Genomic DNA, 12,934 nt, shown 5'->3' with positions numbered 1-12,934 from the left:
CGTGGCGGGGTTCGCCCGTCCGGCTGCCGGCTAGTCGGGAGCGCGCCTCAGTTTGATTTCGAGGGAGTCGACGCGCTCCCCAAACAATACATTCCGCGACCATTCCGCCTGCAGGCCGGCTACCAGTTCCTGGACGCCGGCGGCGTCCAAGCCGTCCTCGAGGTACAGCACCACCTGCAGTTCCGGGCCGGAGCCGCCGCCGGGAAGCACCGAACCGTCGGCCGCGGCGGCAGCTACTCCCCTGCCTGGACGAAGTTCGAGGCTGCGGACAGCGGCGAAGCCGGAGGCAGCCCGGGCCATCTCACCTGCAAGGTCGGGATCGCTGTACGACGGTGTCCAAGGTTGCTGCTGGGCCAGCGCCCACACCCCGGGCCTACGGACCACAAAGGTCACATCCGCCCCCGGGTCCAGGACCAGGAGCTCCGCGCCCTCAGCGACGGCCGAGAGCGCCGCGCGCGCAGCATACACGGCAACGGGCCGGGCCTCCGGGTGCCAGGCCGCCAGGGCGGCGGCCGAGGTGAACGCGGGAAGCGCAGTCCTGCCGTCAGCTGCCTTGAGCGTCACCAGTGCCATGTCCGCTTGTTTGTCGCCGTGCAGCCCATGGTCCGTTTCCGCCTCGTCGGCCAGTTGCGCCACGATCGGAATGAAGACCCGGGCTGTCGCCAGCGAGGCGACGACGCCTGCTTCGCCGCCCGAGCCCTTTTGGAGCGCGTCCAGGGCGGCGAGGTAGCCGGCGTCGGCCGTGCCGTCGTCGTCCTCGAAGTTGTGGATCTTCGCGTCATCACCGGCGAGGCTGCGGCCGGACCAGGGCTGGCCGGCGGAATCCGTGGCGCCGCCCGCGCCGGCCAGGGCCGCCGCGATATGTCCCGGCAGCCGCCGGCCGGCGGGTGGCTCCTCGATATTTGCCATGTCGTAGGCTTCTGCCGGCCCTACCGGCGGCCTGCGACGTCGAGGGCTTCGGGGAGGGTAAAAGCTCCGGCGTACAGGGCCTTGCCTACGATGGCACCTTCCACGCCCAGCGGCACCAGCGAACGGAGGACCTTCAGGTCATCCAGGCTGGAGATGCCGCCGGAAGCCACCACCGGCTTGCCCGTCTTTTCCACCATCTGGCGCAGGAGTTCGACGTTGGGGCCCTTCAGGGTGCCGTCCTTGGTCACGTCCGTCACCACATAGCGCGCGCAGCCGGCTTCTTCGAGGCGGCCCAGCACCTCCCAGAGGTCGCCGCCTTCCTTGGTCCAGCCGCGTCCGGCCAGCGTGGTTCCACGGACGTCGAGGCCGACGGCGATCCGGTCACCAAAGCGTTCGATGGCACGTGCGGTCCACTCAGGGTTTTCCAGTGCGGCGGTCCCCAGATTGACCCGGGCCACACCCAGGTCAAGGGCTGCTTCGAGGGATGCGTCGTCGCGGAGTCCACCGGAAAGCTCCACCTTGATGTCCAGCCGGCCCACCACTCCGCGGAGCAGGTCGGCGTTCGAGCCGCGGCCGAAGGCGGCGTCCAGGTCCACCAGGTGCACCCATTCGGCGCCCTGCTGCTGCCAGTTCAGCGCCGCTTCAAGCGGCGTTCCATAGCTGGTCTCGCTGCCGGCTTCGCCCTGGACCAGCCGGACGGCCTGGCCGTTGACGACGTCGACGGCTGGCAGAAGTTCAAGGACCGGCAGGTCGTGTGCGGTGGTCATACTCATCCTTGGTGTCGGTTCTTCAATGGAGCAGGGGCATGGTTCGTATGCGGCGTTCCGGGCCGAAGCCCTTCACCCCGCGGGCCGGTTGGCAGTGGGGCGCCGAGTTTGCTGTGTCAGTTGCCTGGGAGTGTGAGCAGGTAGGCGGCGACCAGCGACATGGCGGCCAGGACGTAGAAGGCCACCTGGGTCCACAGCGGCCTGTGCTGCTGCCGGAACGAGATGCCGCCGCCAATCAGCAGGCCGGCGAGGCCCATCAGGAGGACGGACCACATCTAGGCGTCGCTGCCGGCTTCGGCTGACACTGCGCCGGACCCGTTACCGGCCGGCTTGCGCAGGCCTTCAACCCAGTTGCGGAGCAGCCTGGCGCCGGCGTCACCGGACTTTTCGGGGTGGAACTGCGTGGCGCAGAGCGGGCCGTTTTCGACTGCGGCGATGAAAGGGCCACCGTGCTCGGACCAGGTGACCAGCGGGGGCGCCATCCGTGGCTGGATGACGTCGAAGTTCCATTCCTGGACCCCGTAGGAGTGCACAAAATAGAACCGCTCGTTTTCAACGCCGGCAAACAGCTTCGAACCTTCCGGAACCTTGACGGTGTTCCAGCCCATGTGCGGAACCACTTCCGCACGCAGTGCCTCGACCTTGCCGGGCCACTCGCCGATGCCCTGGGCTTCGGTGCCATGTTCCACGCCGGCCTCGAACAGGACCTGCAGGCCCACGCAAATGCCCAGGACGGGACGTCCGCCTGCCACGCGCCTGCCGATGAGCCTGATGCCGTCCACGGCTTTGAGTTCACCCATCACGGTTTCGAAGGCACCCACGCCGGGCACCACAAGGCCGTCAGCGTTCAACACGTCCTCGGGCTTGGCGCTCAGGATGACCTCGGCGCCGGCGCGTTCGAGCGCCCGGACGGCCGACCGGACGTTGCCGGAACCATAGTCCAGTACCGTGACCGTGGGCTTACCCTCGGGGGACGGCAGCTTCCGGGATGCTGTGGGATCGGTGATCGCTCCGTCTTTCAGGACCTGGCCGCTCACAGTGCCCCCTTCGTGGATGGGATGCCCTCGACCCGGGGGTCGGGTTCCACTGCGGCGCGCAGGGCGCGGGCGAAGGCTTTGAACTGGGCTTCGACGATGTGGTGCGGGTCCCGGCCGGCCAGCACGTTCATGTGGAGGCAAATGCCGGCGTGCAGGGTGATCGCTTCGAACACGTGGCGGGTCAGGGAACCGGTGAAGTGGCCGCCAATGAGGTGGTACTCCTGTCCAGCGGGCTCGCCGCCGTGCACCAGGTAGGGCCGGCCGGAGACATCGACCACGGCGTGTGCCAGAGCCTCGTCCAGCGGCACCGTGGCCTCGCCGAACCGGCGGATCCCGGCCTTATTGCCCAGGGCGATCCGGAGTACTTCACCGAACGTGATGGCGACGTCCTCCACCGTGTGGTGCACGTCGATGTGGGTGTCGCCGGTTGCCTTGACCGTCATGTCGATCAGCGAGTGCTTGCACAGGGCCGTGAGCATGTGGTCGTAGAACGGCACCGAGGTATCGATGTCCGAGGTCCCGGTTCCGTCGAGGTTGATCTCCACGAGCACGGACGACTCGCTGGTGGCTCGCTCCATGCGGGCGGTCCGGGCCGCAGCCGTGTTCGATCCGGTTGAACTCATGGTGAAGGATCCTTTGTGGGAGAAGAAGTGGTTCAAGGCGTCCAGCGCCGCACTATCAAGTCTAGGCGGGAAGCGCGGCGTGGCCCGCAAGGATGCGTTCCAGGGACTCAAGGAAGGCTGTGGTTTCCGCCTCAGTGCCCGCAGTCACGCGCAGGTGGCCCGGGATGCCCACGTCGCGGATCAACACGCCGGCCTCCAACAGTTCCTGCCACACCTGGTGCGGATTTTCCAATCCTCCGAAGAACACATAATTGGAGTCCGACGCGGCGGGCTTGAGACCCATCCTTGCCAGCTCGGACACGATGCGGTCCCGCTGCTTCTTGATGTCCTCGACATCGGCCATCAGGACCTCGCGGTGTTCCAGAGCGGCCAGCGCAGTCGCCTGGGTGATGGCGGAAAGGTGGTAAGGCAGGCGCACCAGGCGCAGGGCATCCGTGACCTCGGGGGCGGCCGCCATGTAGCCAAGCCGGGCGCCGGCCAAGGCGAACGCCTTGCTCATGGTGCGTGAAACGATCAGCCGTTCCCGTCCCGGCAGCAGGGTCAGAGCGCTGGGTGTGCCGTCATGTGCGAACTCGTGGTAGGCCTCGTCAACGATCACGATCGTCTGGCTGTCGGCGCCTGCCTCGTACACCGCCTCCACCACGTCAAGGCCGAGGCCGGTGCCCGTGGGGTTGTTGGGTGAGCAGAGGAAGACGATGTTCGGCTGCAGTTCCTTGACCTGGCGGGCCGCGGACTCAGCGCTCAAGCCATACCCGTCGGCGCGTTCCCCGGTGATGTACTGGGTGTCCGTTCCACTGGCCAGGAGCGGGTACATGGAGTACGTGGGCGGGAATCCCAGGGCGGTCCTGCCGGGGCCGCCGAAGGCCTGGAGGATCTGCTGCAGAACTTCATTGGAGCCATTGGCTGCCCAAAGATTGGTTTCGTCCAGGCCATGGCCAAGATATTCAGCCAGGGCTTTGCGGAGGTCCGTGAACTCCCTATCCGGATAGCGGTTGAGTCCCGCAGCGGCTTCCGTGACAGCCGCTGCGATGGCCGCACGCACATCCGCGGGTACCCCGTGGGTGTTTTCATTGACGTTCAACAGAATGGGGACGTCCAGTTGGGGCGCCCCATAAGGAGTCAGCCCGCGGAGGTTGCTGCGGAGGGGAAGCCGGTTCAGGCGTTCTAGCTGGTCGTTCACCTGAACAGTTTAGTTGCCGCGGCAACGGCCGGAAAATGTGACAGGTGCTGTTCGCCGTCGGCATGCCTTGCATAAGTCCGCTGCGTGGACTGGGCCCGGCCTGACCGACCAGCGGAGTGGCCGGTCAGCGCGTGGGAACAAAGAGTTGCTGGCCCGGAATGACAGTGCCGGCGCCAAGGTTGTTGAGCTGGACGATATCCGCCACCACGTCCCGGGCATCACGGTCCGGGGCAACAGTTCCAGCGATGGCCCACAGCGACTGCCCCGGCTGCACGGTCACGGTCACTGCCGGTGTCACGGCCAGACCGGCAGCGGAATCCGAGGCCTTGGCCGGTGAATTGAAGAACCCGCCAAGCGACAGCAGGACGACGGCGAGGAGTACGAGCGGGGCTCCGATCAGGACGATCCGCCCGCGGCGAGTAAGCCGCAGCGGCGCCGGCGCGGGCGTTGCCTTGCGGGCGAAACTGCTGGGGGAAACCTGGTGAAGAGATAAAGCTGACATGAACTGAGCCCTCCTGGACCTGCCGTGCTGCCCGGTGTCCGCCCGCCACTGCCCCTGCCATTTCGCATCCCGGACCGAAACTTCCTTCGGCCGTTTTCGACGGAGACATTTGCTGGTTAGAACACATATTCGAACTTTGCTGGTTTAGTTTTAGCACTTATCAACGAACAATGTCGAGACTCGCTAGAACAAATGTTTGAAAAACCAATGTGGCTGGCCTAGCTTTGAACCAAAGAACAACCACTCCCGTAGTTGATCAGCAGGGTCTGACAATGACAGATGGTCCATCCGGCGGCGGTGTGGAAACAGCGCCGGGTGGATGCGGCGGCAAGCGAAAGGCATTGGCGAATATGGCAGCAGCAGCCGCCGGGGGCAGGACCGCCCCGCAACCCAGGAGAACCGCCAAGGGCCTGACCCCACGGCAGAAAAAGATCCTGGAGACGATCCAGCGCTCAGTCAATGAGAACGGCTATCCCCCCTCAATGCGCGAGATCGGTGACACCGTGGGGCTTGCCAGCCTTTCCAGCGTGACCCACCAGCTGTCCCAGCTTGAGAAGCTGGGCTACCTGCGCCGTGACCCCAAACGGCCCCGTGCCATGGAAGTGCTGATGCCACTTACCCTGGACGGTGGCGCCGGAAAAGCTGCTGGTCCGGCGCCTGTCCCAAAGGCAGCCGGTACGCGTGCCGGTGTAACTGAACTGCCCAGCGCGCTGGATACCGCGATGGTGCCGCTCGTGGGGCGGATCGCGGCCGGCGGCCCTATCCTGGCCGAGCAGCTTGTCGAGGATGTCATGCCGCTCCCCCGCCAGCTCGTCGGACAGGGCGAACTATTCATGCTGAGGGTTGCCGGCGACTCCATGGTGGACGCCGCCATTTGCGATGGTGACTGGGTGGTGGTGCGGCGCCAGGCGGATGCCGCCAATGGCGACATTGTTGCTGCCCTGCTCGATGACGAAGCAACTGTCAAGACGTTCCGCCAACGGGACGGACACACCTGGCTGCTCCCACAGAACACGCAGTACGAACCCATCCTTGGCGACCATGCCACGATCATGGGCAAGGTCGTCTCGGTCCTGCGGTCCCTCTGACCACGGATTCTTGATGACATCGGTCCCTTAATGACCACAGCTTCTTGATGGCCACAATTCATCAATAGCCACGGCTCCTTAGTGAGCACGCTTCCTTGCCTAACGGGCAAGGAAGCCGGGGCCCGGGCTCACCTGGCCGGGTCCTGGGAGATCAGAAGCTGCCCGCGGCCGCAGCCCCTGCTTCCTGGCGCCCGCAGACGCCAGCCGGAAGTTTCGCGGACCCGCTACTTGGCGTCCGCCCCAAGCCTGGACAGCGCGGCCAATGCCTTGCTGCGGTCGGTGGTGGCCCAGAACGGCGGCAGCGCTCCGCGCAGGAATCCTGCGTAGCGCTCGGTTGCCAGCCGTGAATCAAGCACGGCCACCACTCCCTTGTCCCCGGTGGATCGAATCAGCCGCCCGGCGCCCTGGGCGAGACGGATGGCGGCATGCGTGGCCGATACCGACATGAAGCCGTTGCCCCCGGCCTGTGCCACGGCGCGGGAACGCGCAGTCATCAGCGGATCATCCGGCCGCGGGAACGGGATCCGGTCGATCACCACAAGCCGGCAGGACCCTCCCGGGACGTCAACGCCCTGCCACAGCGACATGGTTCCGAACAGGCAGGTGTCGGGTTCGTCCGCGAACTGCTTGACCAGGGCTGTCATGGTCGATTCGCCTTGGCAGAGGACCGTCACATCGAGCTTGGGCCGCAGGGCGTCAGCGGCTTCCTCCGCCGCACGGCGGGACGAGAAGAGGCACAGGGCTCCCCCGCCGGATGCCTTGATGAGTGCTTCCAGTTCCTCCAGGGCCTCCGGCGAGACGCCGCGGCCGGGCTTCGGCAGGTGGCCGGCCACGTAAAGGATTCCTTGGCGTGGATAGTCGAACGGCGAGCCGACATCTACGCCCGTCCAGCTGGGTGCGCCGTCGCCGATAAGGCCCAGTCCCCCTGCGGCGGGCTCGAAGGCCGACCCAATGGCCAGGGTGGCGGAGGTCAGGACCACGGTGTGCCCGTTGAAGAGCCCTTCCCGCAATTTTCCTGCCACTGACAGCGGGGCGATGTTGACCAGTACGGGCGCCGTTTCATCAGGCTGGGAGTATCCCTGCCCGGGGTCGAATGTGCTGGCGCGCGAGAACCACACCACTTCCCTGTTCTCCCGGGCATTGATCAAACGTTCACACAGCTCCAGGATGAGCATGAGCCGGGACCGGGCGAGCTGCCGCCCGCCGTCTGCTGTGGTGTTGCTGTCCCCCTTGGAGTCTGACAGCGCGGCCCGGCAGGCCTCCCGGAGCTGGTCGACGCAGTCGAGCTGCTCGTCGTTTAGTCCGTTGGGCAGCAGGCCGCTGGGTGCGCCGGCCAGCGCCAGCTCGAGGTTGGCGGCCGCTGCGTTGAGGGCATCAACGGTGATGGCGGTGTGTTTCCGGGCGCCCGAGGCGGCAGCGTGCACCATGGCGACAGACAGCTGCCCGGACACGGCTCCGGTGACGCGGTCCTGCAGTTCGTGTGCCTCATCCACCACCACGACGTCGTATTCGGGCAGCACTGCGAGTCCCTCGAACGCACTGACGGCCAGCATGGCGTGGTTGGTCACCACGACGTCAGCCTCGGCTGCGTCCTGGCGTGCCAGCTCGCTGAAGCATTCGGCGGCCATGGGGCACTTCTGGGCACCGAGGCATTCCATGGAGGTCACCGAGACCTGCCGCCAGGCACGGTCCGTCACGCCGGGCAGGAGCTCGTCCCGGTCGCCGGTGGCCGTCTTTTCGGCCCACTCGCGCAGCCGCACCACTTCCTTGCCCAGCTGGGAGGAGGGGCCGCCCACGGAGGCGGCGAAGTGCGGCACGCTGGTGTCCTCCCCGAGGGAGAAAAGCTGGCCCTCCGACGGCTCCTCGGAGGGGAACCCGCCGTCGAGCTTGTGCCGGCAAACGTAGTTGGACCGCCCTTTGACCAGGGCAACCTTCACCGGCCGGTCCAGCGCCGGCGTGATGTTCTTCAGGAGCCGGGGCAGGTCCCTGCCCACAATCTGGGTCTGGAGTGCCAGCGTGGCCGTGGACACCAGGGCGGGCTTGTTGCTTTCGAGGGCATGGGCAATAAGCGGCACCAGGTAAGCAAGCGATTTGCCGGTGCCTGTGCCTGCCTGGACCAAGAGGTGGTTGCCTGTTTCGATGGCCCGGGCCACCTGGCGGGCCATTTCGTGTTGTCCGGTACGGCTTTGTCCGCCCATGCCGGCGACGGCGCGGTCGAGCAGTTCGATAACGAACTGCTCGCCGGCCGTCTGCGCAGCTTCGCCGGCTGCGACGTCAGACATTGACGACGAATGGTTCCAGTTCGGACGCGAGGCCCTCCCGGACCATCACGGCTGCCCTGGTACCCGCCTCAACGTGGTCCAGGCTGAGGATTTCGGCGTCGGACTCATGGAGCTTGCTGATGAGGTCCCCGCGGTCGTACGGAATGAGCAGCTCCATCTTGACGGAGGGCCGGGGAATGGACTCGCTGATGGCCTTCAGCAGTTCCGGGATGCCCTCCCCCGTGCGTGCCGAGACCACCACGTGGCGCGGTTCGCGCTGCTTCAGCCGCTCCACCGCGAAGGGGTCGGCGGCGTCGGCCTTGTTCAGCACGATGATTTCGGGCACCTTCCGGGCGTCCACTTCGCTGAAGACCTTGCGGACGGCAGCGATCTGCCCTTCGGGGTCAGGGTGCGAAGCATCCACCACGTGCAGGATGAGGTCCGAGTCCGCCACTTCCTCGAGGGTGGAGCGGAAGGCTTCCACCAACTGGGTGGGCAGCGACCGGACGAATCCGACGGTGTCGGCCAGGGTGTAGCCCAGGCCGTCAGCAGTTTCGGCTTTGCGGACGGTGGGGTCCAGGGTGGCGAAGAGTGCGTTCTCCACGAGAACCCCGGCGTCCGTGAGCCGGTTGAGCAGTGAGGACTTTCCGGCGTTGGTGTACCCGGCGATTGCCACCGAGGGCACTTCGTTACGACGGCGGTTGGCCCGTTTGGTCTCGCGAGCGGGTTTCATGGCGGCGATTTCGCGCCGCAGCTTTGCCATGCGGGTACGGATCCGGCGCCGGTCCAGCTCGATCTTGGTTTCACCGGGTCCGCGGGAGCCCATGCCGGCGGCAGCGCCGCCGACCTGGCCACCGGCCTGGCGGGACATCGACTCGCCCCAGCCACGCAGGCGGGGAAGCAGGTATTCCAGCTGCGCGAGCTCTACTTGGGCCTTGCCTTCGCGGCTCTTGGCGTGCTGGGCGAAGATGTCGAGGATCAGGGCTGTCCTGTCGATGACCTTGACCTTGACGATGTCTTCCAGGCCGCGGCGCTGGGAAGGCGCCAGTTCGGCGTCGACCACCACGGTGTCCGCGCCCGTGGACATGACGATGTCCTTCAACTCCTGGGCCTTGCCGGACCCCAGGAAGGTCCCGGGGTCCGGTTTGTCGCGGCGCTGCACCAGCCCGTCGAGGACCTCCGAACCGGCGGTCTCGGCGAGGGCGGCGAGCTCACGCAGCGAGTTTTCGGCGTCGGCAAGCGTCCCTTCGGACCAGAGCCCGGCAAGGACGACGCGTTCCAGGCGCAGCTGCCGGTATTCGACCTCGGTGACGTCTTCGAGCTCAGTGGACAGGCCTGCCCGCCGGCGCAGCGCGCGGCGCTCCTCGAGGTCCTGCTGGTCGCCGTCGTATGTGCTGTGTTCCTCATCAAGGCGGGAAATAGCCTGCGCCTTGCCGAGCACCGCTTTTCCATTGCCGCCGCCTTCACCGCCGGGCGTGCTGACATTCTTGGCCGGGACGTCCTTGGCGAGGATCCGGTCGATAACAGCCTGGATTTCCTGCGGACTCATGTCCTGGGCGGCTGGATCGGAACCGGTGTTGGGCTGGCTGGTCATGGTCTCCTTTGAAGATTCGGCAATTCCAGAATAGTGCTGATTGGTGGGAAGTTGGAACGTATTCGCGCTGGGCTGACGGCCTGCGGTCATGCATCTTCTCCTGTTGTGTCGCCGCCGGCTGCGGTGCCGGGGCCGGTGATGCCGCGCCAGGGAGGCGGCAGGGGAAAAGGGAGCCGGAAAATGGCTGAAACTGCAGCACGGGGCTGACGTTCGAGTATTGTCCGGGGCCGGCGGGACAAAGAGGTCTGCGCCGGTGTGCAGCGGAAGGTGTGGGAGCCTGCGTCGCTGCGGGACGGGCTGTCGCTGGAGGACAGGTGCGGGACGGGCAGTGGGCCCGCGCGGCTACTCGAAGATCAGGAACATGCCCTCCAGAGTAGCAGAGCGGCTTCTGCGCGGTTTCCCTTTACGCTGCAAGGGGAACTACTCTGGCCAGTTATGGAGTCCGCACATTATTTCAGCACGTCCCCCGCCGGCCCCTTCACCCGTAAGCCACTTACTGTGGAGTTGGCCGGTGAGACGCGCAGGCTCCATACCTCCACCGGCATCTTCAGCCCGGACGGAATCGACAAGGGCACCGCCGTGCTCCTGGCCAAGGTCCCGCCCCCGCATCCGCAGGGAAACCTGCTGGACATCGGGTGCGGCTGGGGCCCAATCGCACTCACCATGGCACTGCTTGCTCCGCAGTCAAAGGTCTATGCCGTGGACGTAAACGAACGATGCATCGCCCTGACCAACGAAAACGCCGCCACGCTGGGACTGTCCAACGTCGTGGCCGACACGCCAGGGGCCGTGGACCCGGAGGTCCGCTTCGACACCATTTGGTCCAACCCGCCGATCCGCATCGGGAAAGACGAGCTGCATGCACTGCTGAAATTGTGGCTGCCGCGCCTGGCCGACGGCGGAACGGCGTGGCTTGTGGTGCAGAAGAACCTCGGTTCGGATTCGCTTCAGCGCTGGCTGGCAGCCGAACTTGACAGCTCCTTCACCGTAACCCGCGCGTCAACGTCAAAGACCTTCCGGATCCTGAAGGTTACGAAAGCGTCCCGCTCGCCACAATAACGGCTGGGCCGCTGAGCTCAACATGTTCATGGCCGCCGGGCCCGGCAAAGAACTTCACACCGACCACGCCCCCGGGAACATGGACGCGCCACGCGTCCGGCGCTTCGGCGCCGGCCCAGTGGCGGATGGCGACGGCGGCAGCACAGGCTCCCGTACCGCAGGACTGGGTCTCCCCCACGCCGCGCTCGTGCACCCGCATGGTGACGGATCCCACGCCGTCGTTGACCAGGGGCTCGGAGGGCACCACGAACTCCACGTTGGTCCCGTTGGCGGGTACGGGGTCGACCTTGGGCGCCGTGAAAAGCCGGGTGCCTTCCAGCTCGGACAGTTCAGCGAGGGCCACCACCGTGTGCGGATTGCCCATGCTGACGGACAGCGCCGGCCGGGGAACTTCCAGTCCGTCGGCAGTAACCAGGGAATCCATGGCCTTGGCGCTGGCCTCCCCGGGGAAGATGAATTCCCACGGCCCCATGTCCACCGCGTAGCCGTCCCCGGTCCGGACCACCGTCTTGACGCCTCCGCGGGTGCCGATGGTGAGAGCCGCGCCGTCGGGAAGGTCGATGAGGCCCTCCGTGAGCAGGAAGTGGACAAAGACCCGGACCCCGTTGCCGCACATTTCGGACAGTGAGCCGTCCGCGTTGCGGTAGTCCATGAACCATTCCGCGTCCGGGGCGGCGGCGAGCAGTTCCCGGCCCTCGGGCAGGAAGCGGGAGGGGACGGCCCTGATCAGACCGTCGGCTCCGATGCCGCGGTGCCGGTCACAGAGGGTGGCAGCGTGGTCAGCTCCCAGAGCCTGGGTCCCCTCCGGGTCGGCGACCAGGACGAAGTCGTTGCCGGTGCCGTGCCCCTTCGAAAAGCGGAGCCCGCTCAATGAGCGCAGGGCGGATCCGGGAGTTTCTGCGGGGGTGGCATTCATGTTCCCAAGCGTAGCGCCGGATGCTGCCGCCGCTGAAACCGCAACAGTGGCAGGCACAGTTCAACCTCCCGCCTGTACGGCTCCTACGGGCACAGTTTTTACCTGCACAGCTCCGCGGCTTTGCCCACGAGTTGCGGATCCTGCCAGTCGAGCCAGGTAATTCGCGGATCGGCGCGGAACCAGGTCAGCTGCCGGCGCGCGAACTGCCGGGTGGCCACGATCGTCTCTTCGGCGGCCTCCGCAACGGTTGAGCCGCCGTCGATGACCCGCAGGAACTGGGCATAGCCAAGGGCGCGGGACGCGGTTTTGCCCCGGCGCAGGCCACGGGTGTCCAATTCCCTGACCTCGTCCAGCAGTCCGCCGTCCACCATCCGGTGCACACGGGCCGCCAGCCGCTCCCGCAGCACGTCCCGGTCCACGGCAAGGCCCACCTGCACGGCAGGCCGGAAATACTCGCGCCGGGGCATGTAGGAGCTGAAGGGCCGGCCCGTGAGTTCGTGCACTTCCAGGGCGCGGATTATCCTCCGGGCGTCTGAGACCCGGTCCGCAGATACGGGATCAACGGCCTTTAGCCTGGCCAGGAGTTCGCCTGTGCCGAGTTCCGCGTGCTCTGCCTCAATCCGGGCACGGAGAGCAGGGTCGGTCCCCGGGAATTCCAGGACGTCCAGCGCTGCCCGGACGTACAGCCCGGAACCACCGGCCAGGATGGCGCGCTTGCCGCGTCCATGGATGTCGTCGATGGTCTCGCGCGCCTGCGCCTGGAAGTCGGAAACACTGGCTTCCTGGGTTACGTCCAGAATGTCGAGGAGGTGGTGCGGCACCCCGCGCCGCTCGGCCACGGTGATTTTTGCGGTACCGATGTCCATGCCCCGATAGAACTGCATGGCGTCGGCGTTGACGACTTCACCGCCGAGTTCAAGGGCGAGATTGACGGCGAGGTCTGACTTGCCGGAGCCGGTGGGACCGACGACGGCGATCACAGGTGGGGCAGCCACCTG

The 12,934-nt window shown here is 66.5% G+C and carries 13 protein-coding genes; 2 read left to right on the top strand and 11 right to left on the bottom strand.

The window, feature by feature from the left end; translation table 11 throughout:
* Positions 1 to 30 precede the first annotated feature (30 nt).
* From ACTJK0_RS17495 to ACTJK0_RS17465, 7 genes are all read right to left on the bottom strand, one after another.
* Complete coding sequence (locus ACTJK0_RS17495; RefSeq protein ID WP_440746056.1) at positions 31 to 909, bottom strand: SseB family protein; 879 nt, start codon at positions 907 to 909, stop codon at positions 31 to 33.
* Between the two features lie 20 nt (positions 910 to 929).
* On the bottom strand, positions 930 to 1,676 hold the full coding sequence (gene priA, locus ACTJK0_RS17490) for a bifunctional 1-(5-phosphoribosyl)-5-((5-phosphoribosylamino)methylideneamino)imidazole-4-carboxamide isomerase/phosphoribosylanthranilate isomerase PriA (RefSeq protein ID WP_440746055.1): 747 nt from the start codon (positions 1,674 to 1,676) through the stop codon (positions 930 to 932).
* Between the two features lie 116 nt (positions 1,677 to 1,792).
* Entirely contained in the window at positions 1,793 to 1,951 is a 159-nt protein-coding gene (locus ACTJK0_RS17485) for a hypothetical protein (protein WP_181422497.1), read from the bottom strand.
* Positions 1,952 to 2,713, bottom strand: a complete 762-nt coding sequence (gene hisH, locus ACTJK0_RS17480) for an imidazole glycerol phosphate synthase subunit HisH (RefSeq protein WP_440746054.1) — start codon at positions 2,711 to 2,713, stop codon at positions 1,952 to 1,954.
* Entirely contained in the window at positions 2,710 to 3,336 is a 627-nt protein-coding gene (gene hisB / locus ACTJK0_RS17475) for an imidazoleglycerol-phosphate dehydratase HisB (protein WP_110544930.1), read from the bottom strand. Before hisB ends, hisH begins: the two co-directional genes overlap by 4 nt.
* A gap of 61 nt (positions 3,337 to 3,397) precedes the next feature.
* Positions 3,398 to 4,516: a histidinol-phosphate transaminase gene (locus ACTJK0_RS17470; RefSeq protein WP_440746053.1), complete on the bottom strand. Its 1,119-nt coding sequence runs from the start codon at positions 4,514 to 4,516 to the stop codon at positions 3,398 to 3,400.
* Positions 4,517 to 4,640: 124 nt separating this feature from the next.
* Positions 4,641 to 5,018 carry a LysM peptidoglycan-binding domain-containing protein gene (locus tag ACTJK0_RS17465; RefSeq protein ID WP_440746052.1) on the bottom strand — a complete coding sequence of 126 codons (378 nt, stop codon included), beginning with the start codon at positions 5,016 to 5,018 and terminating at the stop codon, positions 4,641 to 4,643.
* 350 nt (positions 5,019 to 5,368) lie between these two features.
* Here ACTJK0_RS17465 and lexA point away from each other — a divergent pair, with 350 nt between their 5' ends.
* Positions 5,369 to 6,106, top strand: coding sequence for a transcriptional repressor LexA (gene lexA / locus ACTJK0_RS17460; protein ID WP_440746073.1), 738 nt, complete (start codon positions 5,369 to 5,371; stop codon positions 6,104 to 6,106).
* Positions 6,107 to 6,330: 224 nt separating this feature from the next.
* On the opposite strand, the gene ACTJK0_RS17455 is transcribed toward lexA, so the two are convergent.
* Together ACTJK0_RS17455 and hflX are read right to left on the bottom strand one after the other, a co-directional pair.
* Positions 6,331 to 8,388, bottom strand: a complete 2,058-nt coding sequence (locus ACTJK0_RS17455; RefSeq protein WP_440746051.1) for an ATP-dependent DNA helicase — start codon at positions 8,386 to 8,388, stop codon at positions 6,331 to 6,333.
* Positions 8,381 to 9,961 carry a GTPase HflX gene (hflX, locus tag ACTJK0_RS17450; protein ID WP_440746050.1) on the bottom strand — a complete coding sequence of 527 codons (1,581 nt, stop codon included), beginning with the start codon at positions 9,959 to 9,961 and terminating at the stop codon, positions 8,381 to 8,383. The genes ACTJK0_RS17455 and hflX overlap by 8 nt, the downstream gene beginning before the upstream one ends.
* Before the next feature lie 435 nt (positions 9,962 to 10,396).
* On the opposite strand from hflX, the gene ACTJK0_RS17445 reads away from it, so the two are divergent.
* On the top strand, positions 10,397 to 11,020 hold the full coding sequence (locus ACTJK0_RS17445; RefSeq protein WP_440746049.1) for a class I SAM-dependent methyltransferase: 624 nt from the start codon (positions 10,397 to 10,399) through the stop codon (positions 11,018 to 11,020).
* Here ACTJK0_RS17445 and dapF read toward each other — a convergent pair.
* A complete protein-coding gene (gene dapF / locus ACTJK0_RS17440) occupies positions 10,992 to 11,936 on the bottom strand; it encodes a diaminopimelate epimerase (RefSeq protein WP_440746048.1) in 945 nt (314 codons plus the stop codon). The genes ACTJK0_RS17445 and dapF overlap by 29 nt on opposite strands.
* Positions 11,937 to 12,034: 98 nt before the next feature.
* Positions 12,035 to 12,931 carry a tRNA (adenosine(37)-N6)-dimethylallyltransferase MiaA gene (miaA, locus tag ACTJK0_RS17435; protein WP_440746047.1) on the bottom strand — a complete coding sequence of 299 codons (897 nt, stop codon included), beginning with the start codon at positions 12,929 to 12,931 and terminating at the stop codon, positions 12,035 to 12,037.
* Positions 12,932 to 12,934 lie beyond the last annotated feature (3 nt).

It is taken from the genome of Paenarthrobacter sp. 22069 (genome assembly GCF_052046035.1).
Classification (GTDB): domain Bacteria; phylum Actinomycetota; class Actinomycetes; order Actinomycetales; family Micrococcaceae; genus Arthrobacter.
This window is presented reverse-complemented; position numbering and strand designations above follow the sequence as displayed.